The organism is Streptomyces sp. NPDC059534 (genome assembly GCF_042743475.1).
Lineage (GTDB): Bacteria > Actinomycetota > Actinomycetes > Streptomycetales > Streptomycetaceae > Streptomyces.
In genome coordinates, this window is the sequence record NZ_JBHWAQ010000009.1 from 199364 (window position 1) to 223265 (window position 23902).

Sequence of the window (23902 nt, forward strand, 5' to 3'; positions counted from 1 at the left end):
GCCGGCGGGACGGGCGCCGGGCCGCGGCCACCCGCATGGACCTCCGTCCCGCGCGGGCACGCGGGCGGCGGCCCACCATGGGCGTATGCCGATCTCCGTCGCCCAGCGCGCCGCACTGCTCACCGCCACCACCGTGCTGCTCGCCGCCGGGTGCTCGGACGGGGGAGACGACACGGCGGAGCCGACGAAGCCGAGCGGCTCGGGGCTCTCGGCGCTGGCGGCGCAGAAGCTGTCCTGGGCGCCCTGCCCGCCGCCGTCCCCGGCCGAGGGCGGCGGGCCGGCGCCCTCCCCACTCCCCGGCGGCGCGGCCTGGGAGTGCTCCTTCCTGCAGACGCCGCTGGACTGGGCGGTGCCGGACGGCGAGACCATCGAACTCGCCCTCATCCGGGCCAGGGCGAAGGACAGCTCCCGCCGGATCGGCTCGCTCGTCTTCAACTTCGGCGGCCCCGGCGGCTCCGGGATCACCGCGCTGCCGGGCTTCGCCGCCGACTACGAGACCCTGCGCACCCGCTACGACCTGGTGTCCTTCGACCCGCGCGGGGTGGGCCGCAGCGATCCGGTGGAGTGCGCCACCGACAAGGAGCTCGACGCCTACTACTCCCTGGACTTCACGCCCGACGACGAGGCCGAGGAGCGGACGCTCTCGGACGCGCAGAAGAAGTACGCGACCGGCTGCGAGAAGGACTCGGGCACCGCCCTGCCGTACGTCGGGACGGAGAACGCGGCCCGCGACATGGATCTGATGCGCCAGGTCCTCGGTGACGACAAGCTCCACTACTTCGGCATCTCGTACGGCACCGAGCTCGGCGGCGTGTACGCCCATCTGTTCCCCGGGAACGTCGGCCGGGCCGTCTTCGACGCCGTCGTCGACCCGGACGCGGGCGTCGAGGACGGCGCCCTCGGCCAGGCGAAGGGCTTCCAGCTCGCGCTGGACAACTTCGCCCAGGACTGCGTCGACCGCGGCGACGAGTGCACGCTGCCCGGCACGACCGTCGCCGAGATCGAGTCCTTCGTCACGGACCTCCTGGCGTCGCTGGACAAGAACCCGATCCCCGGCATCGGCGACCGGGAGCTCACCCAGACGCAGGCGACCAACGGCATCGCGCAGTCGCTGTACTCGAAGGACTACTGGACCTATCTGGAGCAGGGGCTCGACGCCGCCGACGGCGGCGACGGCGCGCTGCTCCTGTCGCTCTCCGACGCGATGAACGGACGGAGCCAGAACGGCTCCTACAGCAACATCCAGGCCGCCAACGCCGCCATCAACTGCGTGGACTTCAAGGAGCGCTACACCCTCGGCCAGGCGAAGGAGCGGCTCCCCCAGTTCCGGGAGGCGTCGCCCGTCTTCGGCGACTTCATGGGCTGGGCGCTCGCGAGCTGCGCGCAGTGGCCGGTGCCCGGCGCCTGGGAGCACCTGGACGTGTCCGCGCCCGGCGCGGCGCCGATCCTGGTCGTCGGCAACACCGGCGACCCGGCCACCCCGTACGAGGGCGCGCGGGCGATGGTGAACGCGCTCGGCAAGGGCGTCGGCGTGGAGCTGACGTACGAGGGCGAGGGCCACGGCTCGTACAACAGCGGCGACAAGTGCGTGAAGAAGGCGGTCGACGCCTATCTCCTGGACGGCAAGGTGCCGGCCTCCGGGACCGTCTGCAAGTAGGACGCCCGGCGCCCCTGAAACGCCCTCCGGGACGCCCCCTAGGATGGCCGCCTTGCCGGGAGCCTGGGGGAACACATGTCCATACGCGTACGCATGACCGTGCTGGCCGTGACGGGGGTGCTGGTCGCGGGATGCACGAGCACGGAGGCCGGGCCCCCCGGGCCCTCCGCCACGGCGGGGACCACCGGCGCCGCGCCCTCGGCCTCCGCCCCGGACTCCGCCCCGCCCGCGCTCCCGGCCTCCCTCACCGGCCAGCGCCCCGACTGGAAGCCCTGCGAGGCCACCGGGAGCGGTCCGAAGCCCGGCGACGAGTGGCGCTGCGCCACGGTGAGGGTCCCGCTCGACCACGCGAAGCCCGAGGCCGCGACGATCCCCGTCGCGCTGATCCGCAAGGAGGCCGGGCGCAAGAGCGGCCGCATCGGTTCGCTCCTGTTCGACTTCGGCGGACCCGGCGCCTCCGGCGTCGAGATCCTGCCGCAGGCGGCCGACGAGTACCGGCAGCTGAACGAGCGCTACGACCTGGTCGGCTTCGACCCGCGGGGCGTGGGCCGCAGCGCGGGCGTGGTCTGCCGGGACGACGCCGAGCAGGCCGCCGCCGAGACCTCGGTGGACCTCGTGCCGGACACCGCCGCCGAGGAGGCCGCCTACCTGAAGGACAACACCGCCTTCGCCGCCGGCTGCGCCCGCCGCTCCGCCACGGTCCTGCCGCACACCACGACCAGCGCGACCGCCCGGGACATGGACCTGATCCGCCAGGTCCTCGGGGACGACCGGCTCCACTACTTCGGCATCTCGTACGGGACGCAGCTCGGCGGCACGTACGCGCACCTCTTCCCCGCCCACGTGGGCCGGATCGTCCTCGACGCGGTCGTCGACCCGACCGCCGACACCACCGGGCACGCCCGCAACCAGACGATCGGCTTCCAGCGGGCCCTGGACAACTACCTGAAGAGCACCGGCCAGGACCCGAAGGCCGGGACCGAGCGGATCGCCCGGCTGCTGCGGAAGCTGGACCGGGAGCCGCCGGCCGTCGGCGGGCGCCGGCTGACCGAGGGCCTGGCCCTCACGGGCATCGCGGTCACGCTGTACGGCCAGGCCAACTGGCCCCTCCTCACCGAGGCCCTCGCCGACGCCGAGCGCGGCGACGGCAGCGCCCTGCTGGACCTCGCCGACTACTACAACGACCGTGACGCGAACGGGCATTACGCCACCCAGACGCACTCCCAGCGGGCGATCTCCTGCGCGGACTCCAGCGAGCGGCCCACCGCCGCGCAGGCGAAGGCGCTGCTGCCCGAGTTCCGCCGGCTCTCCTCCGTCTTCGGCCCCTTCCTGGCCTGGGACACGGCGGGCTGGTGCGCGAACTGGCCGGTGAAGGGCGAGCGCAGGACGCCGGAGGCGAGCGCCCCGGGCGCGGCCCCCATCCTGGTCGTCGGCACGACGGGCGACCCGGCGACGCCGTACGAGGGCGCGGAGAAGATGGCGAAGGAGCTCGGGGACGGCGTCGGGATCCTGGTCACGAACAAGGGCGAGGGCCACGGCGCCTACGGCACCTCGGCGTGCGTGACACGGAAGGTCGACGCGTATCTGCTGGACGGCAAGGTCCCCGCGTACGGCACGACCTGCGGGTAGCTGCCGGGCCGGACACCCCCGGACAGCCGGAAGGGCCCGGACCTCGTCGTGAGGTCCGGGCCCTTCCGCGTACCACGTCCTAGTAGACCGGCTTCCCGGGCTCGATCTGGTGGACCCAGCCGATCACGCCGCCGCCGACGTGGACCGCGTCCGCGAAGCCAGCGGACTTGAGCACCGCGAGGACCTCCGCGCTGCGGACGCCCGTCTTGCAGTGCAGGACGATGCGCTTGTCCTGCGGGAGGTCCTGCAGGGCGGTGCCCATCAGGAACTCGTTCTTCGGGATCAGACGCGCGCCCGGGATCGAGACGATCTCGTACTCGTTCGGCTCGCGGACGTCGATGATGTCGATGTTCTCGCCGTCGTCGATCCACTCCTTGAGCTGCTTGGGAGTGATCGTCGAGCCGAGCGCCGCCTCCTGGGCCTCCTCGGACACGACGCCGCAGAACGCCTCGTAGTCGATGAGCTCGGTGACGGTCGGGTTCTCGCCGCAGACCGCGCAGTCCGGGTCCTTGCGGACCTTCACCTGGCGGTACTGCATCTCCAGGGCGTCGTAGATCATCAGACGGCCGACCAGCGGGTCGCCCACGCCGGCCAGGACCTTGATGGCCTCGGTGACCTGGATGGAGCCGATGGACGCGCACAGCACGCCCAGGACGCCGCCCTCGGCGCAGGACGGGACCATGCCCGGCGGCGGGGGCTCCGGGTAGAGGCAGCGGTAGCAGGGGCCGTACTCGGACCAGAAGACCGACGCCTGGCCGTCGAACCGGTAGATCGAGCCCCAGACGTACGGCTTGTTCAGCAGCACGCAGGCGTCGTTCACCAGGTAGCGGGTGGCGAAGTTGTCGGTGCCGTCGACGATCAGGTCGTACTGGCTGAAGATGTCCATCACGTTCTCGGCCTCGAGCCGCTCTTCGTGGAGGATCACGTTCACGTACGGGTTGATGCCGAGCACGCTGTCGCGCGCCGACGCCGCCTTGGAGCGGCCGATGTCGGCCTGGCTGTGGATGATCTGGCGCTGGAGGTTCGACTCGTCGACCTCGTCGAACTCCACGATGCCGAGCGTGCCCACGCCGGCGGCGGCCAGGTACATCAGCGCCGGCGAGCCGAGGCCACCGGCGCCGACACACAGCACCTTGGCGTTCTTCAGCCGCTTCTGCCCGTCCATCCCGACGTCCGGGATGATCAGGTGGCGGGAGTACCTGCGGACCTCGTCTACGGTGAGCTCGGCAGCCGGCTCGACCAGGGGTGGCAGCGACACGGGGACTCCGGTTGTCGGTATGTCAGTACGGTTGTTCTCCCCGTAACACTGCCACGCCCCTCCTCATTCCGAGACACCCGGTCCGATCCGCGAGACGATTTCGTCCCAGTAGCCGGGCAGCGAGTGGAAGGGGGCGCTTTGTCCCCCGCCGTCCGCACGGTCGGTGAAGAAGATCGTTCCCGCCCCCTGCCAGCGGGCGACCCGCAGGGCCTCCTCCAGATGCGTGCGCGGGACCCCGTGCACGAGGTGGACGAACTTCGACTCCGCGTAGTCGGCGGTCCACTCCGCCACCTGTGACCAGCGGTAGTCCACCCAGGAGCCGGAGAACGTCACGAGCTGGTCGGCGGCCTCGGCGTACCCCGGATGCGGGTGGGTGCCGTGGCCGAGGACGAGATGGGCCTCGCCGCCGAGGATCGCCTCCAGGGTCGCCGTGACCCGCCGCGTCCCGGCCAGGTCGGCCCGGTCCGCGGGAGCGCGGTCCAGGTAGAAGCCCTCCACCTTGTACCAGTCGACGAAGCGGTGGGCGTCCGAGACGAGCTCCCCGAAGGGCCGGCGGCCGTGGTCGGCGTCCAGGTGCCCGAGGACCCTGACCCCGGCGTTGCGGAGCTTCCCGGCCGCCTCCAGGCAGTGCGGGTCGGGCCGGCTGCCCGGGCCCTCCGCGACGTTGAGCACCGCCCAGTGCACCGGGGTCCCGGGGCGGGTCAGCTCGGCCCACTCGACCGGGGCGAGCAGCGGGTGGGCGTAGCCGGGGACGCCCACGCCGAGCGCCTGGACGGCCCCCGTGGCGGTGGTCGTCGTCAGATGCGACACGCCGCCTCCATCCAGATGTCGGCGAGCGACTCCTCCAGGTTGATCCTGGGCCGCCAGCCGAGCCGGTCCCGGGCGGTGCGGACGTCGGCCTGCTGCCAGGTGCCGCAGCCGTCGGGGTACGGGTAGGGGGCGGCGGCCAGCTGGTCGGCGATGGTCCCCTCGCTGCGGGGGGCGCCGATCATCGGGCGCTGCGCCAGGCCGTGCGGGGCGTCCAGCTCGTGCAGGTTGCCGGAGTAGCCCGCGACCCGGGCGAGGACGGCGGCCGCGTCCCGGAGCCGGACCGCGCGGCCGGTGCCGATGTTGACGACGCCCTGGGCGGCGGAGAGCGAGGCCGCGTGCACGGCCCGGGCCACGTCCCGTACGTCGACGAAGTCCCGCTGGACGCCGAGGCCGCTGAGCTTGAGCTCGCCGTCCCCGGCCTGCATGGCCCGGCGCATCGCCTCGGCGAGCCGGCCGAGCGGGGAGCCGGCGGGCGTGCCGGGGCCGACGGGCGAGAACACCCGCAGGACGACGGCGTCGAGCCCCGAGCCGAGGACGAGTTCGGTGGCGGCCAGCTTCGACACCCCGTACGGGCCGCCGGGGCGGGGCACCGCGTCCTCGGCCGTGGAGGAGCCGGGCTGGCTCGGCCCGTACTCCGAGGCGCAGCCCACCTGGACGAGGCGGGCGCCGCAGCCGCTGCGGCGCAGGGCCTCGCAGACGGTGGCGACGGCGACCGTGTTGTGCCGGGTGAGCTCACGGGCACCGCCGCGGGTGGCGCCCGCGCAGTTGACGACGACCCCCGGGTGGACGGCGTCCAGGAAGCGGGTCAGCGCGCCCGGGCTGCCGGAGGCGAGGTCGAAGCGGACGTCGGCGTCGTCGCCGCGGCCGAGGGCGGTGAGGTGGACGGCCGGGTCGGCGAGCAGCCGGTCGGCGACGAAGCGGCCGATGAAGCCGTTGGCTCCGAGCAGTAGCACCCTCATCGTGCGGCCCCTACGTGCCGACCGGCCGGTCCTTGGGATTGAGGGGTCATGGTCTTCGGTCTCCTTGCGAGGTGATGAGAAAGGTGACGGTGCGCGCCCGCGGCGTCGGCTCCGCGGGAGCGAGGGGCGCTTCGGATGAAGGCTCGGCGGGATGTCGGTCGCGATGGTCGCCCGGCCTTCGCACGCGGCTTCGGCGGGGCCTTCACGGGGTGGCGTGGGCCGAGGCCCGGGCGAGGGCGCCGGTCGCGTGGGCCAGCAGGCCGAGCGCGGCGGCGCCGCAGACGAGGGTGGGTACGGCCCCGGTGCCCCACGCGTCGACGACGGCGCGCACCGGGGCGGCGATCCCGTCGAAGCCGGGGAGCGGGACCCGCGCGGCGAGGACGCTCGCGAGGGCGAGGGCCTCGGCCGCGCTGGCGGCGGCGAGGGCGGCGGCGGCCGTCTCGGGGAAGCCGTGCACGGTGAGGAGCCGGGCGAGCAGCAGGAGCGCGCCGAGGGCGAGGGCTCCGGGGCTGAAGCCGGTGAGGGCGAGCAGGGCGGTGAGGGCGAGCAGCTGGAGGGCCACGGTGCCGAGGAGCAGCGGCCTGGTGGCCGCGGCGAAGTCGGCGAGGCCGCGGCTGTCGGCGATCCGGCGGCGTGCCCGGCGTGCGAAGTGATGCGCGCACCAGGCGGCGGGGGCCACGGCGAGGGCGAGCCCCAGGAGCGGGGCGGGGGTGAGGTCCCAGACCCCGTCGGGGCCCCCGCTGAGCACCTGCGTGAGGAGTCCGTCGCCGGCGACCGCGTACGCCAGGAGCCAGAACGTCCAGAGCCGGGCGGCGGGCACGGTCCCGCCGCCCGGGACCCGGAACGGCCCCTGCCGGACGGCGAGCAGCAGCGCCCCGCCGAGCGCGGGCACCGCGGCCGCCCCGACGGCGACCCGCAGCGACCCGTAGGTGAAGGTCAGCGCGAGGCCCGCGAGGCCCGCGACGGCCCCGGGGGCGAGCACGGCGAGGGCCCACGGGGCGCGGGGCGGCTCCGGCTCGGCCGGGGGCGCGGTCCTGCTGTACCCGCGCGGCACGCGCGCGTACAGCTCCTCGGCCAGCGAGAACACGTCCCGGTGCCGGAACCGCGCGGCGGTCCGGTCCGTGAACCCCTGCGCTTCGAGGCCGGCGGCGATCTCCAGCGGATCCACGGCCCGCTCGCACAGTTCGCGGTGCCGGTGCATGAGCACCTTGACGGGGTCGGCGTTCCCGCGCCGGGGCCGGGGGGCGGCGGGCGCGGCGGCCCGTGCGTCGGGGCGCGCGGCGGCCTCCGGCCCCCTCCTCCACGCGGCGCCCGCGACCGGGGCCTCGGGGCGGTCGGCACTCCGGCCGGAACCCGGCTCCGGGAGCGCCGTCGGGGCCGCTTCCGGGGCCGGGGCTATCCCGGCCGGCGCGGAGGCGTCGACCCGCTCGAACGGGTCGACGGACTCGGCCGGGCCGGCGGCGTCGGCAGGGTCGGTCGGGTCGGCCGCGTCGGCCGCGTCGAACGGGGCGGTCCGGTCGGTGGCGTCGAACGGGGCGGAGGCTTCGGCCGGGTCGGCCGCGTCGAACGGGTCCGCCGGGGCTTCGGGGGCGCGCAGGTCGAGGCCGGTCGCGTCCGCCGGGACGGCCCTCGGGTCGAGGGCGCCCGAGGGGGTGAGGGCGGGCGTTCCGAGGAGGGCTTCGGAGCGGGCGTCCCAGGCTCCGGGGCTCGTCGGGGCGGCGGGGCCGCGCATGGGGGTGCCTCCTTCAGGCATCGGGGCCTCCCGCGCCGGCGGTCAGGGCCTTGTGCGTCCAGCTGCCCGGCACATGGGCCTCGGCGGGGTGGGCGAACGGCACGCCGTCCCCGGGGCGGTGGCGCACCGGCGCGTGGGAGAGGAGTTCCAGGTAGATGCCGCGGAAGGCGGCGAGGTTCTGTTCGACGGTGAAGAGTTCGAGCGCGCGGGCGCGGGCGGCGGCGCCGAGCCGGTGGCGGCGCTCGGGGTCGCGGAGCAGCGCGAGGCAGGCGTCGGCGAGCGCCCGGGGGTTGCGCGGGGGGACGACGAGACCGGTGCCGCCGATGATCTCGACGACCGCGCCGACGTCGGTGGAGACGGTGGCCCGCGCGCAGAACATGGCCTCGACGAGGCTGGCCGGGAACCCCTCGACGACGCTGGACAGGGCGACGACCGCGCCGGAGGCGTAGACGTCCTCCAGGGTGGGGGCCTCGGGGCCGCCGAGCTCCTCGAAGGTGACGGGGTTCTCGCCGACGGCGTGCGCCCCGGCGGCCTCGTCGGGGAAGAGCTGGGCCGCGAGCCCCTTGCAGTGCGTCAGGTACGCGCCGGCGCCCGGTTCGCGCACGGGCACGGCGACGATGCGCAGCCGGGCGTCGGGCTGCCGGGCCCGGACCTCGGCGAAGGCGTGGAGGAGGGCGATCAGGTCCTTGGCGGGCTCGACGCGGCCGACCCAGACGAGGGTGGCGGGGTCGCCGCTCTCCTCGTCCTCGCCGACCTCGGCGAAGCGGTCGGCGGCCATGCCCGGGTGGACGGTGCGGATGCGGTCCCGGTCGGCGCCGCACTTCTCCTGCCAGCGGCGGGCGTGGGCGTTGCCGGGGGTGAGGAGGGCGGCCTGCCGATAGGTCTCGGCGGCGAGCCGTCCGTGCAGGGCGGCGAGCAGGGCCCGCAGGGGTGCGGAACGTTCGGCGCCGGCGGTCGAGAGGTAGTGGGCGCGGAGCCGGACGCCGTACTCGGTGACGAGCAGCGGGGTCCCGAAGAAGCGTTTGGCCAGCAGGCCGGGGAGGGCGGTGGTGCCTCCGGCGGCGGCGTGGCAGAGGTCGGCCGAGCCGAGCGCGTCCTCGGCGTACCAGTCGAGGGAGAGGGGGCGCAGGGCCCGCTCCAGGTGGTCGGCGAAGGCGAGGTGGTCGGCGAGTCCGGCGGCGGCCGCGCCCCGGCGTGCGCCGGGCGCGCGGCAGGCGCTTTCGAGGGTGCGGACGGCGTCGTCGGAGCGGAGCGCGCCGGGCAGTCCGCCGCGCTGGCGGGCGAGTTCGGCGAGGGCGTAGAGCCCGGCGGCGAAGGACGCCGCGCCCGTTCCGGCCGCGGCCGCGCCGTCGGCTCCCGCCGCGGCCTCGGCTCCGCCTCCCGTCTCGTCCTCGGCGCAGAGGCCGGCGGCGAGGGCGTGGAGGGCCTCGGTGAAGCGCCGCCGCTCGCGTCGGCCGTAGGCCCGGCGCCCGGCGCGGCCGTCGCCGAAGGCGGCCCGTTCGAGGCGGTGCCTCGGCGCGGCGCCGTCGTCCAGGTCGGCGGTGCGCACGACGCGGGCGTTCGGCGGGAGCGGCAGCGGGGTGCCGGGGCGGCCCAGCGCGTAGAGGTCGAACTGATGCTGCCCGAGCCCGCGTACGAGCCGGTCGCACCAGGGTCCGGACTCACCGGTGGCGTACGGGTAGCCACCCTCCGTGAGCAGTCCGATCCGCACGAGCGCACCCCCGATCTCCCTTGACGGCGGCCACCGTTGGTCCGGCGACTCGCAGCGGGAAGAACGTAAGCGGAGACACCGGTGGTACGACGGACGGTTGTCCGTCGTACCACCGGAAGGGGTGAATGCACGTAACTTTCCCACCCCGGTCGCGTTCCGTCGCGGTACGCGCCGAAACGATCACGGAGGGTCAGGCGGCGGCCACCACCGGCGCCCGGCGCCTCCCCCGCCGCTCGGCCGCGAGGACCGGGTCGAGTGAGGGGACGGCGGCGAGCAGCTGCCGGGTGTACGGGTCCCGGGGAGCGCCGTACACCTCCTCGACGGGGCCCTGCTCCACGATCCGGCCGCCGCGCATGACGGCGACCCGGTCGCTGACCTGCCGGACGACGGCGAGGTCGTGGGCGATGAAGACCAGACCGAGTCCGAGTTCGGCCTGGAGCTCGGCCAGCAGCGCCGTGACCTGGGCCTGGGTGGTGACGTCGAGCGCGGAGACGGGTTCGTCGCAGACGATCAGCCGGGGCGAGGCGGCGAGCGCGCGGGCGATGCCGACGCGCTGGCGCTGGCCGCCGCTGAACTCGTGCGGGTACGCCTCGTACCGGTCGGGGTCGAGCCCCACCCGGTCGAGCAGCTCCCGCACCCGACCCCGTATCAGGGTCTCGTCGCGCTCCCCCGCCACGCGCAGCGGGTCGGCGATCGACTCGCCGACGGAGCGGCGCGGGTTGAGGGAGGCGACCGGGTCCTGGAAGACCATCTGGAGCTCGTGGCGGTACGGGCGGAGCTCCCGGTCCGGCAGGGCGCCGATCTCCTTACCCCCGTAACGGAGCCGGCCGCCGGTCGGATCCAGGAGCCGCACCAGCATGCGGCCGAGGGTGGTCTTGCCGCTGCCGGACTCCCCGACGACGCCGAGGGTCTCCCCGGCACGGACGGTGAGCGACACCCCGTCGACGGCCGTGACCCGCTTCCCGCCGCGGCCGAACTCCCGCCGCAGCTCGTGCGCTTCGAGGAGCACCTCGCCCGGCTCCGAGGGCGCGCGCACGGGCCCGTCGAGCCGGGGCACGGCGGCGAGCAGCTTCCGGGTGTACGGCTCCGCCGGCGCGCCCAGCAGCCCGGCGACGGAGCCGCGTTCGACCTCGCGCCCGGCCCGCATGACCAGGACGTCGTCGACGCTCTCGGCGGCCACGCCCACGTCGTGGGTGACCAGGAGCAGCGCGGTGCCCGTCTCCTTCCGCAGCTCGTGCAGCAGGTCGAGGATCTGGGCCTGCACGGTGACGTCGAGGGCGGTGGTCGGCTCGTCCGCGACGAGGAGCCGGGGCTCGCAGGCGAGGGCCATCGCGAGGAGGGCGCGCTGCCGCATGCCGCCGCTGAACTCGTGCGGGCGGGAGCGGGAGCGGCGGGCCGCGTCGGGGATGCCGACCCGGTCGAGGACCTCCACGGCCCGGGCCCGGGCGGCCTTGCGCGATCCGGGGTGGTGGACGCGGTACACCTCGGCGATCTGGTCGCCGACGGCGTAGTAGGGGTCGAGGGCGGACAGCGGGTCCTGGAAGACCATGGCGGCGACGCCGCCGCGCAGCCGTCGCAGCTCGCCCGGACCGGCGGCCCCGACGTCGATGCCGCCGACCCGCACGGTGCCGCCGGTCCGCGCGCCCGTCCCCCGGTGGAGGCCGAGGAGGGCGCCGGCGACGGTGGACTTGCCGCTGCCGGACTCGCCGACGAGCGCGAGGGCGCGCCCTTCGCCGAGGGTGAAGGAGAGCCCGTCCACGGCCCGTACGGGACTGCCCGCGCGGTCGAACTCGACGGTGAGGTCATGGACTTCGACGAGCGGGGCCGGCTCACCCGGGGTGCGGTCGTGTGCGGTCACGTCAGGACCACCCTTCGGTCGGCGGCGGCGTACAGCAGGTCCGCGACGACGCCCGCGAGGACGACGGCGGCGCCCATCACCATGACCACGCCCACCACCACGGGCAGGTCGATCGCGCGCACCCCGTCGATGAGGGTCTTGCCGAGCCCGGGGATGCCGAAGAGGGATTCGGTGAGGACGGCGCCGCCGAACATCGAGCCGAGGTCGACGGCGCTGACCGCGATCACCGGCGGGACGGCGCCGCGCAGCGCGTGGCGGGTGACGACGGCCCGCTCCCCCACGCCGTAGGCGCGGAAGGTGCGGATGTGGTCCTCGGCGAGCGTCTCCAGGGTGGAACTCCTGGTGAGTCGGGCGTACTTGGCGGATTCGAAGAAGCCGAGGGTCACCCAGGGCAGCAGCATGTTCCAGGCCCACTGCTCGGGGTCCTCGCCGAGCGGCACGTAGCTCGGGAAGGGCAGCCATCGCAGGTAGGCGCAGACGGCCATGAGGAGGAGCAGGCCGAGGATGAAGACGGGCGTGCCGGTGCCGGCGAGGGTGAGGACGGTGAGGATCCGCTCGGTGGGTCCGCCGCGGCGGAGCGCCGAGAGCAGTCCGGTGCCGACACCGACGAGCAACCAGATCACCATGGCGCCCAGGGCGAGGGACGCGGTGGCCGGGAGCCGTTCCAGGACGAGCTCGGTGACCTGCCGGTCGCTCTGGTACGAGAGGCCGAGGCAGGGCGCGTCGCAGTGCACGAGCGAGGTGCCGGTGGAGTAGTCACGGCCGGCGAAGACGCCCTGGAGGAAGTGCAGGTACTGCGCGAACACGCTCTGGTCGAGCCCGAGCCGGGTGCGCACCTGGGCGATCTGCTGGGGGTTGCAGCGCTCCCCGCAGGCGAGCCGCGCGGGGTCGCCGGGCGCCAGGTAGAACAGGGCGTAGACGAGGACCGAGAGCGCCAGGAGGACGAGCACGGCACCCGCGAGCCGCTTGAGGACGTAGCGGGTCATCGGGAGGTCTCCTTACGGGTGCCCACGCCGAGCCGGCTCGCCTCGCGCGGGTCGAGGGCCGTGCGGACCGCGTCGCCGAGGACGGTGAAGGCGAGCACGGTGACGAAGAGGAGTCCGGCGGGCAGCAGGACGTAGGCGGGGTCGGCCCGGAACCAGGTCTGCGCGGTCGACAGCATCTGCCCCCAGGACGGGGTGGGCGGGGTGACGCCCACGCCGAGGAAGGAGAGCGACGCCTCGACGACGATGTTGGTGGGGACGAGGATCGCCGCGTAGGTGATGACGGGGGCGGCGAGGGAGGGCAGCAGTTCGCGGCGGGCGGTCCGCCACCGTCCGGAGCCCGCGAGGCGCGAGGCCGCCACGAAGTCGAGGCCGCGGAGGGTGAGGGTCTGGGCGCGCACGATGCGGGAGGTGCCGGCCCAGCCGAGGAGGCCGATGACCAGGACGAGGAGCAGCGGCCGGGGGAAGTCGCGCGGGACGACGGCGGTCAGCGCGACGGCGAGGACCAGCATCGGCAGGGCGACGAGGACGTCGGTGATCCGGCCGAGGAGTCCGTCGACCCAGCGGCTGCCGAGTCCGGCGGCGAGGCCGACGAGGACGCCGATCAGGACCTGGACGGCGGTGGCGCCGACGGCGACGAGCAGGGAGATCCGGGCGCCGTGGAGGAGGCGGACGAACAGGTCGCGCCCGGTGCCGGGTTCGACGCCGAGCCAGTGGTCGGCGCCCGCCCCGCCGAAGGCGCCGTACGGGACGCCGCCGCGGGCCGAGTCCACGAGGTCGTCGTGGTACGCGTTCGGGTCCTGGCCCTCCAGCGCGGCGAGGAGCGGCGCGGCGAGGGCGAGGGCGACGAGCAGCAGGAGGACGGCGGCGGAGACGAGGGCGGCGGGCCGGGTGCGCAGCCGCCGCCACGCCTGCCGGGCGGCGCCCGTGGCGGGGGTGCCCGCCACGGGCGCCGACGTGTCGGTCACGGCGGTCACTTGACGGCGACCTGCGAGATGTCGAGGACGCCGGTCCAGTCGCTGATGACGACGTTCCTGACGTCCTTGCCGACGAGCCGCTTGTAGACCGGGTGGAAGAGGGGCACGTCGAGTGCCTGCTCGCCGATCTTCTTGTCGAGGGCGCCCCAGCGGGTGGCGGCGGCCTTGAGGTCGGTCAGCTTGTTGATCTCGTCGATCTCCTTGTTGACCGACGGGTCGTTCAGCTGGGCGTGGTTGTAGTTGGAGCCGTCGGCGACGATCTGGCGTCCGTCGAAGATCGGCGCGAGGAACGGGCCGCCGGCGGGCCAGTCGGCGCCCCAGCGGGAGAGGAAGAAGCCGGGGGCGTCCTTGACGCTCCAGCGCTTCTCGTTGAAGGAGTTGGGCTGCTGCCCGTCGAGCTTGACGGTGATGCCGGCCTTGCCGAGGGCTTCCTGGACGGCGGTCGCTATCTCGGGGCTCGTGGTGCGGTTCTGGGCGGTGGAGTGCAGGAGGGTGACGGTGAGGCCGTCGGGGTAACCGGCTTCCTTGAGCAGCTCCTTGGCCTTCTCCGGGTTGCCCGTCTTCCCGGCCGGGAAGTGGTCGTAGGGCGTGAAGCCGAAGGACTTCTGCTCGGGCAGGAAGGTGGTCGCGGGCTCGGCGAGCGCGGAGCCGCCGGCGGCGTTGACGACGCTGGTGCGGTTGACGGCGTACGAGATCGCCTGGCGCACCTTCGGGTTGTCGAAGGGCTTCACCTTGGGGTTGAAGGCGATGTAGTTGGTGAAGCCGAAGTGGCCTGTGCCGACGCGGGCGGCGAGCGCCTTGTCGGAGCCGATCTGGGCGAGTTCGGCGGGGCCGAGGTTGGTGTCGGTGGTGACGGCGGCGGAGTCGGCCCCGGAGGACGTGGCGAGCCGCTGGTTGATGACGGCCTCGTCGAGCCCGGACTTGACGTCGATCCGGTCCGGGTACGCCTTGCGCTCCTCGTCCGTCTTCGGGTCCCAGTGCTCGTTGCGCTCCAGGACGAGGTGCTCGCCGTCGTTCTCGTTCCTGACGACCTTGTACGGGCCGGAGGAGACGGGGTGCTCCTCGTACCTGGCGCCGGTGTCCTTGGCCTTCGGGACGGGCGTGAACTGGGTCTGGGTGGCGACGAAGGGGAACTCGCCCTCGGGCTTCCTCAGCTTGAAGACGATCGTCCGGGGGTCGGGCGTGACGATGGACGCGAGGCCCTTGGTGTCCTTGTACGGGCCCTGGTACGTGTCGCCGCCGATCAGCCAGTCGCGCAGGTAGGGGGCGCCGCCGGAGAGTTCGGCGGCGAAGGAGCGCTCGATGCCGTACTTGACGTCGGCGCTGGTGATGGGCGTGCCGTCCTCGAAATTCAGGCCCTCCTTCAGGGTGTACGTCCACTCCGTGGCGTCCTTGTTGGGGCGGCCGATGTCGGTGGCGAGGTCGGGGACGACCTGCGCGCCGGCGGCGCCCGCCTCGCGGTTGCGGGTGGTGAGCGTACGGAAGACGAGGGAGGGGACGTTGCCGCCGCCGGAGGTGTAGAGGCGGGCGGGGTCGAAGTCGGTCTGGGCCTCGTTGTTGAGGACGGTGAGGGTGCCGCCCTTCTGCGGGGCGCTCCCGGCCTTGCCGGAGGTGCCGCCCTTGGCGCCGGTGTCCTCGGGTCCCGCGCAGGCGGCGGCGCCCGAGGCCAGGACGAGACTGACGGCGGCCGCTGCCACGCGGCGCGAAATGACGGACGGTTGACGCATCGGAGAAAACCTCTCGGAGAACTGCGGGCGGGGAAAAGGGAATTCCGCGCAGGCAGCGGCGAGTGGCGTCATCCGGGGAAATCGCCGGGAACGGGAAAAGGGCCGCGCCTGCGGGGAGGGAACACCCGGGCGCGGTACATCGCCGGCAAGAGGGAAAGAGAAAAAGCCGACGGGCGCTCGGGCAGGCGTCAGCTACAGAGAATGTCGGACACGGTGTGCGCGGTCACGCCGATGAGCGCCAGCTCAATGGCGGCGCGATCGGAGACGACGTGACGGGGCGACATGCCGAGAAATATGAACGAACGCGCGAGCGATGTCAACGCGGTTCACGGCCGTGCTGAGACACGGATCTCGGAATGTGATCACGCCCGCATCGGACGGAACGTCAACTTCCGGGGTGCACCCAGGGGTTGGGACGACAGGCGATCCCATGGATGTTCAGCGACTTCGTCTGCTGCTGCATCACCGGCGCGAGCGCACCGGCTGTGCTGCAGCTCACATGACCGTGCCCGAGGCGGTGGCCGACCTCGTGATTGATGAGCATCTGCCGATAGGCGTACATGGCCTTCGGTCCGAAGGTCTCCGATCCCTGCGCCCAGCGGAATGCGTTGATCATCACGCGCTGGGTGGAGGCGGAGTCACAGGAGACGTTGTCGACCGTCGTGTCGAGACCGGACTTCTTGCACCACGCGCCGGTGGTTCCGGGGCTGGCGAGCGTGATGACGAACTCGGGTTCCCCACTGGAAATCCGCTCGAACTTCATCTCGCCGTCACCCGCCCAGCTGCGGCGGTCGTTCAGGGTCTTCTGCACGGCGGCGGCGAAGAGTTTCGGGTCGAGACCGATCCCCTTCTCCACGTCGATCCGATAGCGGATCAGACGCCCCTTGCCGGGCGCCTTGTCGAAGCCCGGCACGGCCTCGAAGTCGCCGGAGCCCTTCAGCTTCGGGTCGATCGGGAACTGGCGGGTCATCAGCTGCTCGTACGTCGGCGCCGGCGTGGCGACGACGGGCGCCGGGGTCGTCGGGACGGCCCGTTCGTCGGAGCGGGAGGCGGAGGAGTCGTCCGCCGCCCGGTCGGCCGGGCCCTCGGCGGCGTGGGTGACGGGCGGAGTCGTCCCGCTGTCGGTCACCTGACCGGCGACGACGACGGCGAGGACGGTGGCGACGGCGGCCGCCCCGACACCGGTCAGCGTGCGCCCCAGACCGCCCTTCCGGCCGGCGTCCGCCACGTCGGGCACGGGCTCGCGGCGCGGCCCGGGGATGAACGGCGCCTGCACCGCGGCCTGTTGACCGGTCCGCTCCGCCGCCGGGGCCCGGTGCGAGCCGCGCCGGCCCTCGTATGCCCCGGGCCGTGCGCCGGTGTCTTCGTCGTGCTGCGGATGACCGCCCCGCACGGGGGTCCGGTAGGCGGGGACACCGTGCGCCGGAGTGCCGGGCGTCCCGTGCGCGGGGGTGTCGTAGGCCGGTCCGGAGTACGTGCCGTAGCCGTACGTCGGAACCCCGTGCGCCGGGGTGCCGTACACGGGCGTGCCGTGGGCCGGCGTTCCGTACGCGGGGGTGCCGTGCGCCGGCGTCCCGGCGGGGTCCTGGCCGGTGCCCGGGGGCCTGCGGCGGCGCCCGGTGCCGGGTGCCTGCGCCGGCGGCTGCCCCTGTCCGGCCGGCGGCTGCTGCCGCTGTCCGGTGCCGGCCGCCGGAGGTGCGGCGGGCACGGGAGGTGCGGGAGGTGCGGCGGGCGCTGAGCCCTTGCGACTGTGTCGTCCCACGGCCCCGGATCAGCTCCCGTCGTGGTCGGCGATCAGTTCCCGCGCGGCCTGTGCGACCGTCTCGGGATACTCCATCATCGCCACGTGCCCCGCCTCGGGGAGGCTCAGCAGGCGCGAGCCGCGGAAGGCGGCGGCCGCCTTGCGGGCCATCCGGTACGACACGAGCTGGTCGCGCCCGCCGTAGACGAGGAGGGTGGGGGCGAGGACGCGTTCGGCCTGGCGCCACAGCCCGTGCTGCCCGCCGAGCGTGTAGGCGTCGACGATGCCGCGCGAGGAGCGGGCCATCGCGTCCCAGAAGTAGGGGAGCTCCAGACGCCGCTCCATCTCCTCCACGGCGTGGAGGAAGCCCTCGTCGGAGACCCGGGCGGGGTCCCCGTAACAGAGGGAGAGGACTCCGCGGACGCGCTGCTCGGGCGTCCAGTCCCGGGAGAGCTTCGCGAAGAGCGAGGCGACGCCCGGCACCGCGAGCATCACGGTGGGCCAGGCGGTGCGCTGGGCGCGCAGCTCGGGCAGGGCCGGGGAGACCAGGGTCAGGGTGCGGATCAGGTCGGGCCGGGCGGCGGCGACGCGGGTGGCGACGGCGCCGCCCAGCGAGTTGCCGAAGAGGTGGACGGGGCCGCGACCGCCGGCGTCCAGGAAGCGGATGACCGCGCGGGCGTGCCCGGTGACCGAGTAGTTGCCGTCGTCCGGCGGCGGGGAGTCTCCGAAGCCGGGCAGGTCGACCGCCTCGCCGTCGAGCTGGTCCGCGAGCAGCGGCATCAGCGCGGACCAGTTCTGCGAGGAGCCGCCGAGGCCGTGCACGTACAGCGCGGGCGGCAGGCCGGGCCGGGTGCCGGGCCGGGCGCGCACGGTGAGGGTGAGCCCGGGCAGTTCGACGGAGCGGAGCTCCTCGCCGTCGGCGACCCTCACGGCGCGGGGCCGCGACGCGGGTGGTGCGGCGGCGGTCCGCTTTTCCGGCAGCTCGGTCGAGGACATGGCCGCAATATTACGAGACGATCACGCGGCTCCGTGTGTGGGTGGGGTCACAAGTGCGTGTGCGGCGGGGCGCGGGTGCTCCTACGCTCGAAGGGAGGGCCATCGGAGAGGACCGCGACCCGCATGCCGGAAGGAACCGCATGACTGTCGATCCGACCGAGCCGGACACATTCACCGAGGAAGAGGTCGTCTTGCTGGAGCAGGAAATCCCGGAGGCCGACGCCGCTGAGCAGCACACCGAACTGCAGCAACGCGAGGACGAACACCCCACTCATATCGAACACGACTCGGCGGACGAGGCCGACGCGTCCGAACAGGCGCGCGTGGTCGCCCTGGACGAAGACGACTACCGCTGATTTGTTCGGTTTAATCTTGAATCGACTGTCGACCTGGACGTCCGGTCCGTGAAATTCTGCGTTCGCACCGCGCACAGCCGGGTTACCCAAAAGTACGATGGCGGCGCGGCGCGACAGCGCACGTATCGATTCTTGGGAGGCCGCGTGAGCGCCATCGAGCAGACAGAGGCAGCACGCCCTCGGGGCACGCGCCTGCCGCGACGTGCCCGACGGAACCAGCTGCTCGGCGCGGCCCAGGAGGTCTTCGTCGCCCAGGGGTACCACTCCGCCGCGATGGACGACATCGCCGAGCGGGCCGGCGTCAGCAAGCCGGTGCTCTACCAGCACTTCCCGGGGAAGCTGGAGCTGTACCTGGCCCTGCTCGACCAGCACTGCGAGGCGCTCCTCCTCTCGGTGCGCACCGCCCTCGCCTCCACCACGGACAACAAGCTCCGGGTCGCGGCGACGATGGACGCGTACTTCGCCTACGTCGAGGACGAGGGCGGCGCCTTCCGCCTCGTCTTCGAGTCCGACCTGACCAACGAGCCCGCCGTACGCGAGCGCGTGGACCGGGTCAGCCTGCAGTGCGCCGAGGCGATCTCCGACGTCATCGCCGAGGACACCGGCCTGTCCAAGGACGAGTCGATGCTGCTGGCCGTCGGTCTCGGCGGCGTCTCGCAGGTCGTCGCCCGCTACTGGCTGTCGAGCGAGTCCCCGATCCCCCGCGACAAGGCGGTCGGACTCCTCACCTCGCTCGCCTGGCGCGGCATCGCCGGCTTCCCGCTGCACCCGGTGGACGGCCTGCTGAGCGCCGAGGGCCACTGAGCATTCCCGGGGGCTGTTCGCTCCTGGCGTGCTGCGGCTGCGCCGTACGCGTCCCCTCACCGGGCTAATGTGTGCAGCGTACGGCGCACTCAATCGCGCAACGCTGACCGTTCGGAGGGACATAGCCGTGGAGGTCAAGATCGGCGTGCAGCACGCACCCCGGGAGATCGTTCTGGAGAGCGGGCAGTCCGCCGAGGAGGTCGAGCGCGCGGTGGCCGACGCGCTGGCCGGCAAGGCGCAGCTGCTCAGCCTCTCGGACGAGAAGGGTCGCAAGATCCTCGTTCCGGCCGAGAAGATCGCGTACGTGGAGCTCGGCGAGCCCGCCGTCCGCCGCGTGGGTTTCGGCGCTCTCTGAGCCGGAGAGCACGCGAAGAGGCCCGGTGGACCGTTCTCGGTCCACCGGGCCTCTCGTATGCCCGTATGGCCACGTCAGGGCGTACGGAAGGATTGCGTTCCGCCCCTCAGGGGTAGGAGGTCCCCGACCGCACCACCCGCCCCGCAGCACTCCGCGAGGTGATCCGCAGTGTTCCTGGAAGTCCTCGGTTCCGCCCTGCTCGGTTTCGCCCTGGCCTGGGTCGCCGTGCAGCGGCTCGCCGGCCGCCTCCCCGTCCGGGGGAGAGTTCTCGTCACCGGCACGCTCGGCGGGGTGTTCGGCGCGCTCGTCACCCACGGAGCCCTGGGCCCCGGCCACTTCGCCGCCACGCTGATCGGCGCCGTGGCCGTGTCGGCGGTGCTGCTCTCCCTGCTGATCCGCCCGGCCACCCGCCGGCTGCGCCGATCAGCAGCGGCGTGAACAGCGCCGCACGACCCCTCGACCGTTGACACCCGGCCCCTGATCCGCCGCTAGGCGGCGAGACCCAGCGCGGCCATCCGCTTGGTGTGCGCCTCGGTGATCCGGGAGAACATCCGGCCGACCTCCGCGAGGTCGAAGCCGTCCGCCACACCGCCGACCAGCATCGTCGACAGCGCGTCGCGCTCGGCGACCACGCGCTGCGCCTGCGAGAGCGCCTCGCCCATCAGTCGGCGCGCCCAGAGCGCGAGCCGCCCGCCGACGCGCGGGTCGGCGTCGATGGCGGCGCGCACCTTCTCCACGGCGAAGTTGCCGTGGCCGGTGTCGTCGAGCACGGCGAGGACGAGCCCGCGCGTGTCGGAGTCGAGCCGGGCCGCGACCTCCCGGTAGAAGTCGCTCGCGATGGAGTCGCCCACGTACGCCTTGACCAGGCCCTCCAGCCAGTCCGACGGAGCGGTCAGGCGGTGGAAGTCGTCGAGCGCCTTGGCGAAGGGCTCCATGGCCGCGGTCGGCTCGGCGTCGACGGCCGCGAGGCGGTCCCGCAACTGCTCGAAGTGGTGGAACTCGGCCGAGGCCATCTTCGCCAGCTCCGCCTTGTCCGCGAGGGTGGGGGCCAGCTTGGCGTCCTCGGCGAGCCGCTCGAAGGCCGCCAGCTCTCCGTAGGCGAGGGCGCCGAGGAGGTCGATCACGGCGGCGCGGTACTGCGGCTCGGCGGACGCGGTGGCCCAGTCCTCGGCGGCGATCCCGGTGGGTGTGGCGTTGTCAGGCGTCTCCATGCAGCGCACAATAGCCCGCTCGCGGACCCCGGGAAGGCCCTGGTCAGTCAGTGTGACCGTGCCCTCATCACGTTTTCTCCCAACACACATGCGCGAATCCGGGGTACAGTGATAAAGCGCCTGCTGAGTATGCGGACATGCTTTCGCACGTTCGGACGTACACGGTGGGCCGACTCATGAATGAGGATGCCCGGTCGGTGGCCCGATCGGCTCCGGCCCGACAGCCCTTCCGGCGGACCCGCGGAAGGGTCACCCTCAGCGGTACGACGCTCGAGCGACGGCAGTGGTCCCGTGCCACCCGGCAGCGATCTTCAACGATCCGGCCGGAAGGATCCCGGCACGGTACGACCCCCTTCGTTCGCCTCGCACCGCGTCTCACAGAAGAGGCAGCACCCTGACTACGACTTTCCGAGAGCTCGGAATCCTCCCTGAGACGGCCGAGGCCCTGGAGGCCGTCGGTATCGTCACCCCCTTCCCGATCCAGGAGATGACCCTCCCGGTCGCCCTCACCGGCACCGACGTCATCGGCCAGGCCAAGACCGGCACGGGCAAGACCCTCGGTTTCGGCCTGCCGATCCTGGAGCGCGTCACCGTCCCCATGGACGTCGAGGCCGGCCGGGCCAAGCCCGAGCAGCTGACCGACGCCCCGCAGGCGCTCGTCGTCGTTCCCACCCGCGAGCTGTGCCAGCAGGTCACCAACGACCTCCTGACCGCCGGCAAGGTGCGCAACGTCCGCGTGCTCGCCATCTACGGCGGCCGCGCGTACGAGCCCCAGGTCGAGGCGCTGAAGAAGGGCGTCGACGTCGTCGTCGGCACCCCCGGCCGTCTGCTCGACCTGGCCGGCCAGCGCAAGCTCGACCTGTCCAAGGTCAAGGTCCTCGTCCTCGACGAGGCCGACGAGATGCTCGACCTGGGCTTCCTGCCCGACGTCGAGAAGATCATGAACATGCTTCCGGCGAGCCGCCAGACCATGCTGTTCTCGGCCACCATGCCGGGCGCGGTCATCGGCCTGGCCCGCCGCTACATGTCGCAGCCGACGCACATCCGCGCCACCTCGCCCGACGGCGAGGGCGTGACCGTCGCCAACATCAAGCAGCACGTCTACCGCGCGCACTCGATGGACAAGCCGGAGATGGTCTCCCGCATCCTGCAGGCCAACGGCCGCGGACTCGCGATGATCTTCTGCCGCACCAAGCGCACGGCGGCCGACATCGCCGAGCAGCTGGAGCGGCGCGGCTTCGCCTCCGGCGCCGTCCACGGCGACCTCGGCCAGGGCGCCCGCGAGCAGGCGCTGCGCGCCTTCCGCAACGGCAAGGTCGACGTGCTCGTCTGCACCGACGTCGCCGCGCGCGGCATCGACGTCGAGGGTGTCACCCACGTCATCAACTACCAGTCGCCGGAGGACGAGAAGACGTTCCTCCACCGCGTGGGCCGCACCGGCCGCGCCGGCGCCAAGGGCACCGCGGTGACGCTGGTCGACTGGGACGACATCCCGCGCTGGCAGCTCATCAACAAGGCGCTCGGACTGGACTTCCACGAGCCGGTCGAGACGTACTCCAGCTCCCCGCACCTGTTCGAGGAGCTGGACATCCCGGCGGGCACCAAGGGCATCCTGCCCCGCGCCGAGCGGACCCGCGCGGGTCTGGGCGCGGAGGAGCTGGAGGACCTGGGCGAGCCCGGCGGACGCCGTGCGCGCGGCCCGAAGCCGGCCGAGCGGACCGAGGAGCGCCCGGAGCGTACGCGGACCCCGCGTCAGCGTCGGCGCACCCGCGGCGGCGCCGAGGGCGACGCCCCGGCGTCGGCGGCTCCGGCCGTCGAGACGGGCGCCCCGACCAGCACCGCGACCGGCACCGGCACTTCGACGGACGAGGCCCGGACCGAGTCCGGACCGCGCACCCCGCGCCGTCGCCGTCGCACCCGCTTCGGCGCCCCGGGCGCCGCTCCGGTGACCGAGGCGGCTCCGGCCGCTCCGGTCGCGTCCGCTGCTCCGGTCGCCCTGGCGGTGGAGGCCACGCCGGCTCCGGCCGCCGCGGCCCCGGTGGAGGAGCCGAAGGCTCCCCGTCGCCGTAGCCGTACGCCCCGCCAGGAGGCCGTGACGGCCGCGCCCGTCGCCCCGGCGCCGGTGGCCCAGGCGCCGGCTCCGGCCCCGCGCCGCCGCCGTCCCCGCGTGGCCCGCCCGGTCGAGGACACCGGCTCGTTCCAGACGGTCGAGACCGCCGCGGCCGCCCTGCGTCGCGCCGCCGCGCCCGCCGTCGTCGAGACGCCCGTCGTCGAGACCCCGGCGGTCGAGGAGCCGACGAAGGCTCCGCGCCGCCGGGCGACGCGCAAGGCCACCGGCTCCCCGGTGACCGAGCAGGTCGTCCAGCAGGCCGCCGCTCCGGTCGTCGAGGCCCCCAAGGCCGAGGTTCCCGAGGTCACGGCCGAGGTCCCCGCCCCGCGCCGTCGCCGCGCGGTCCGCCCGGCCACCAACTCCGTGACGGTCGAGGCCCCCGTGGCCGAGACACCCGCCGTCGAGCCGGTCGCCGCGCCGGTCGTCGAGGAGGCCCCCAAGGCTCCCCGCGCCCGCCGCACCGCCCGCAGGCCCGCCGGATCCCCGACGACCACCGAGGCCCCCGCGGCCGAGGCCGTCGTCGCCGAACCGGTCGCCGAGCCCGTCGTCGAGGAGGCCCCCAAGGCTCCCCGCGCCCGCCGCACCGCCCGCAAGGCCGCCGGATCCCCGACGACCACCGAAGCCCCCGCGGCCGAGGCCGTCGTCGCCGAACCGGTCGCCGAGCCCGTCGTCGAGGAGGCCCCCAAGGCCGCCCCGCGTCGGCGTACGGCCAAGAAGGCGGTCGCCGCCGAGGCGGTGGCCGAGGCGCCGGTGACCGAGGAGGCCCCCAAGGCTCCGCGTCGCCGCGCGGCGAAGAAGGCGGTCGTGGCGGAGGCGCCCGACGCCTCCGAGCCCAAGACGCCGACGCGCCGCCGTACGACGAAGAAGGCGGCGGCCGCCGAGGCCGCGGCCGAGGCGCCGGCCGCCGAGGAGGCCCCCAAGGCTCCTCGCCGCCGCACCACCAAGAAGGCGGCGGCCCAGCCCGAGGGCTGATCCCCGCCCCACCCCGTCACACCCGTGCGGCCCGGTCCCTCCCCAGGGACCGGGCC

General features: G+C 73.9%; 20 protein-coding genes. 7 read left to right on the plus strand and 13 right to left on the minus strand.

The window, feature by feature from the left end:
- The first annotated feature begins 85 nt into the window (after positions 1-85).
- On the plus strand, positions 86-1657 hold the full coding sequence (locus tag ACFVZH_RS14335) for an alpha/beta hydrolase (protein WP_384896828.1): 1572 nt from the start codon (positions 86-88) through the stop codon (positions 1655-1657).
- A gap of 75 nt (positions 1658-1732) precedes the next feature.
- Positions 1733-3286, plus strand: a complete 1554-nt coding sequence (locus tag ACFVZH_RS14340; protein ID WP_384896831.1) for an alpha/beta hydrolase — start codon at positions 1733-1735, stop codon at positions 3284-3286.
- Between the two features lie 79 nt (positions 3287-3365).
- Here ACFVZH_RS14340 and moeZ read toward each other — a convergent pair whose 3' ends face one another.
- The 12 genes from moeZ to ACFVZH_RS14400 all read right to left on the minus strand — a co-directional run bounded on the left by moeZ (position 3366) and on the right by ACFVZH_RS14400 (position 18038).
- Positions 3366-4544 carry an adenylyltransferase/sulfurtransferase MoeZ gene (gene moeZ / locus ACFVZH_RS14345; RefSeq protein WP_384896834.1) on the minus strand — a complete coding sequence of 393 codons (1179 nt, stop codon included), beginning with the start codon at positions 4542-4544 and terminating at the stop codon, positions 3366-3368.
- 63 nt (positions 4545-4607) lie between these two features.
- Entirely contained in the window at positions 4608-5354 is a 747-nt protein-coding gene (locus tag ACFVZH_RS14350) for a spherulation-specific family 4 protein (RefSeq protein ID WP_384896837.1), read from the minus strand.
- Positions 5342-6313: an NAD-dependent epimerase/dehydratase family protein gene (locus tag ACFVZH_RS14355; protein WP_384896840.1), complete on the minus strand. Its 972-nt coding sequence runs from the start codon at positions 6311-6313 to the stop codon at positions 5342-5344. Before ACFVZH_RS14355 ends, ACFVZH_RS14350 begins: the two co-directional genes overlap by 13 nt.
- A 202-nt stretch (positions 6314-6515) precedes the next feature.
- Entirely contained in the window at positions 6516-8045 is a 1530-nt protein-coding gene (locus ACFVZH_RS14360; RefSeq protein WP_384896842.1) for a hypothetical protein, read from the minus strand.
- 13 nt (positions 8046-8058) lie between these two features.
- Complete coding sequence (locus ACFVZH_RS14365) at positions 8059-9756, minus strand: glycosyltransferase (protein ID WP_384896845.1); 1698 nt, start codon at positions 9754-9756, stop codon at positions 8059-8061.
- Between the two features lie 190 nt (positions 9757-9946).
- Positions 9947-11614, minus strand: a complete 1668-nt coding sequence (locus tag ACFVZH_RS14370; RefSeq protein ID WP_384896848.1) for an ABC transporter ATP-binding protein — start codon at positions 11612-11614, stop codon at positions 9947-9949.
- On the minus strand, positions 11611-12600 hold the full coding sequence (locus tag ACFVZH_RS14375) for an ABC transporter permease (protein WP_384896850.1): 990 nt from the start codon (positions 12598-12600) through the stop codon (positions 11611-11613). The genes ACFVZH_RS14370 and ACFVZH_RS14375 overlap by 4 nt, the downstream gene beginning before the upstream one ends.
- Positions 12597-13574, minus strand: a complete 978-nt coding sequence (locus ACFVZH_RS14380; RefSeq protein WP_384896852.1) for an ABC transporter permease — start codon at positions 13572-13574, stop codon at positions 12597-12599. The genes ACFVZH_RS14375 and ACFVZH_RS14380 overlap by 4 nt, the downstream gene beginning before the upstream one ends.
- Positions 13571-15301 (minus strand): ABC transporter substrate-binding protein, encoded by a 1731-nt coding sequence (locus ACFVZH_RS14385; RefSeq protein ID WP_384896854.1) that lies wholly within the window; start codon positions 15299-15301, stop codon positions 13571-13573. The genes ACFVZH_RS14380 and ACFVZH_RS14385 overlap by 4 nt, the downstream gene beginning before the upstream one ends.
- 188 nt (positions 15302-15489) lie before the next feature.
- Complete coding sequence (locus tag ACFVZH_RS14390) at positions 15490-15585, minus strand: Ms4533A family Cys-rich leader peptide (RefSeq protein ID WP_384896857.1); 96 nt, start codon at positions 15583-15585, stop codon at positions 15490-15492.
- Positions 15586-15686: 101 nt separating this feature from the next.
- On the minus strand, positions 15687-17063 hold the full coding sequence (locus ACFVZH_RS14395; RefSeq protein WP_384896859.1) for a DUF3152 domain-containing protein: 1377 nt from the start codon (positions 17061-17063) through the stop codon (positions 15687-15689).
- A 9-nt stretch (positions 17064-17072) separates the two neighbouring features.
- Positions 17073-18038 carry an alpha/beta fold hydrolase gene (locus ACFVZH_RS14400; RefSeq protein ID WP_384896862.1) on the minus strand — a complete coding sequence of 322 codons (966 nt, stop codon included), beginning with the start codon at positions 18036-18038 and terminating at the stop codon, positions 17073-17075.
- A gap of 140 nt (positions 18039-18178) precedes the next feature.
- Between ACFVZH_RS14400 and ACFVZH_RS14405 the strand changes: the two genes are divergently transcribed.
- The 4 genes from ACFVZH_RS14405 to ACFVZH_RS14420 all read left to right on the plus strand — a co-directional run bounded on the left by ACFVZH_RS14405 (position 18179) and on the right by ACFVZH_RS14420 (position 19991).
- A complete protein-coding gene (locus tag ACFVZH_RS14405; protein WP_384896865.1) occupies positions 18179-18394 on the plus strand; it encodes a hypothetical protein in 216 nt (71 codons plus the stop codon).
- A 144-nt stretch (positions 18395-18538) separates the two neighbouring features.
- Positions 18539-19198 carry a TetR family transcriptional regulator gene (locus tag ACFVZH_RS14410; RefSeq protein ID WP_384896867.1) on the plus strand — a complete coding sequence of 220 codons (660 nt, stop codon included), beginning with the start codon at positions 18539-18541 and terminating at the stop codon, positions 19196-19198.
- Positions 19199-19325: 127 nt separating this feature from the next.
- Positions 19326-19553, plus strand: a complete 228-nt coding sequence (locus ACFVZH_RS14415; RefSeq protein WP_187284102.1) for a DUF3107 domain-containing protein — start codon at positions 19326-19328, stop codon at positions 19551-19553.
- A gap of 168 nt (positions 19554-19721) precedes the next feature.
- A complete protein-coding gene (locus ACFVZH_RS14420) occupies positions 19722-19991 on the plus strand; it encodes a hypothetical protein (protein ID WP_384896870.1) in 270 nt (89 codons plus the stop codon).
- Between the two features lie 50 nt (positions 19992-20041).
- Here ACFVZH_RS14420 and ACFVZH_RS14425 read toward each other — a convergent pair whose 3' ends face one another.
- Positions 20042-20764, minus strand: coding sequence for a ferritin-like fold-containing protein (locus ACFVZH_RS14425; RefSeq protein ID WP_384896873.1), 723 nt, complete (start codon positions 20762-20764; stop codon positions 20042-20044).
- A 487-nt stretch (positions 20765-21251) separates the two neighbouring features.
- Between ACFVZH_RS14425 and ACFVZH_RS14430 the strand changes: the two genes are divergently transcribed.
- Positions 21252-23846, plus strand: coding sequence for a DEAD/DEAH box helicase (locus tag ACFVZH_RS14430; RefSeq protein WP_384896876.1), 2595 nt, complete (start codon positions 21252-21254; stop codon positions 23844-23846).
- The last annotated feature ends 56 nt before the right edge of the window (positions 23847-23902 follow it).

What these genes read in the sequence shown, in the direction of transcription:
- ACFVZH_RS14335 (WP_384896828.1), top strand. Translation starts at nt 86, where the DNA reads ATGCCGATCTCCGTCGCCCAGCGCGCCGCACTGCTCACCGCCACCACC.
- ACFVZH_RS14340 (WP_384896831.1), top strand. Translation starts at nt 1,733, where the DNA reads ATGTCCATACGCGTACGCATGACCGTGCTGGCCGTGACGGGGGTGCTG.
- ACFVZH_RS14355 (WP_384896840.1), bottom strand. Translation starts at nt 6,313, where the DNA reads ATGAGGGTGCTACTGCTCGGAGCCAACGGCTTCATCGGCCGCTTCGTC.
- ACFVZH_RS14360 (WP_384896842.1), bottom strand. Translation starts at nt 8,045, where the DNA reads ATGCGCGGCCCCGCCGCCCCGACGAGCCCCGGAGCCTGGGACGCCCGC.
- ACFVZH_RS14375 (WP_384896850.1), bottom strand. Translation starts at nt 12,600, where the DNA reads ATGACCCGCTACGTCCTCAAGCGGCTCGCGGGTGCCGTGCTCGTCCTC.
- ACFVZH_RS14385 (WP_384896854.1), bottom strand. Translation starts at nt 15,301, where the DNA reads ATGCGTCAACCGTCCGTCATTTCGCGCCGCGTGGCAGCGGCCGCCGTC.
- ACFVZH_RS14390 (WP_384896857.1), bottom strand. Translation starts at nt 15,585, where the DNA reads ATGTCGCCCCGTCACGTCGTCTCCGATCGCGCCGCCATTGAGCTGGCG.
- ACFVZH_RS14400 (WP_384896862.1), bottom strand. Translation starts at nt 18,038, where the DNA reads ATGTCCTCGACCGAGCTGCCGGAAAAGCGGACCGCCGCCGCACCACCC.
- ACFVZH_RS14405 (WP_384896865.1), top strand. Translation starts at nt 18,179, where the DNA reads ATGACTGTCGATCCGACCGAGCCGGACACATTCACCGAGGAAGAGGTC.
- ACFVZH_RS14425 (WP_384896873.1), bottom strand. Translation starts at nt 20,764, where the DNA reads ATGGAGACGCCTGACAACGCCACACCCACCGGGATCGCCGCCGAGGAC.
- ACFVZH_RS14430 (WP_384896876.1), top strand. Translation starts at nt 21,252, where the DNA reads ATGACCCTCCCGGTCGCCCTCACCGGCACCGACGTCATCGGCCAGGCC.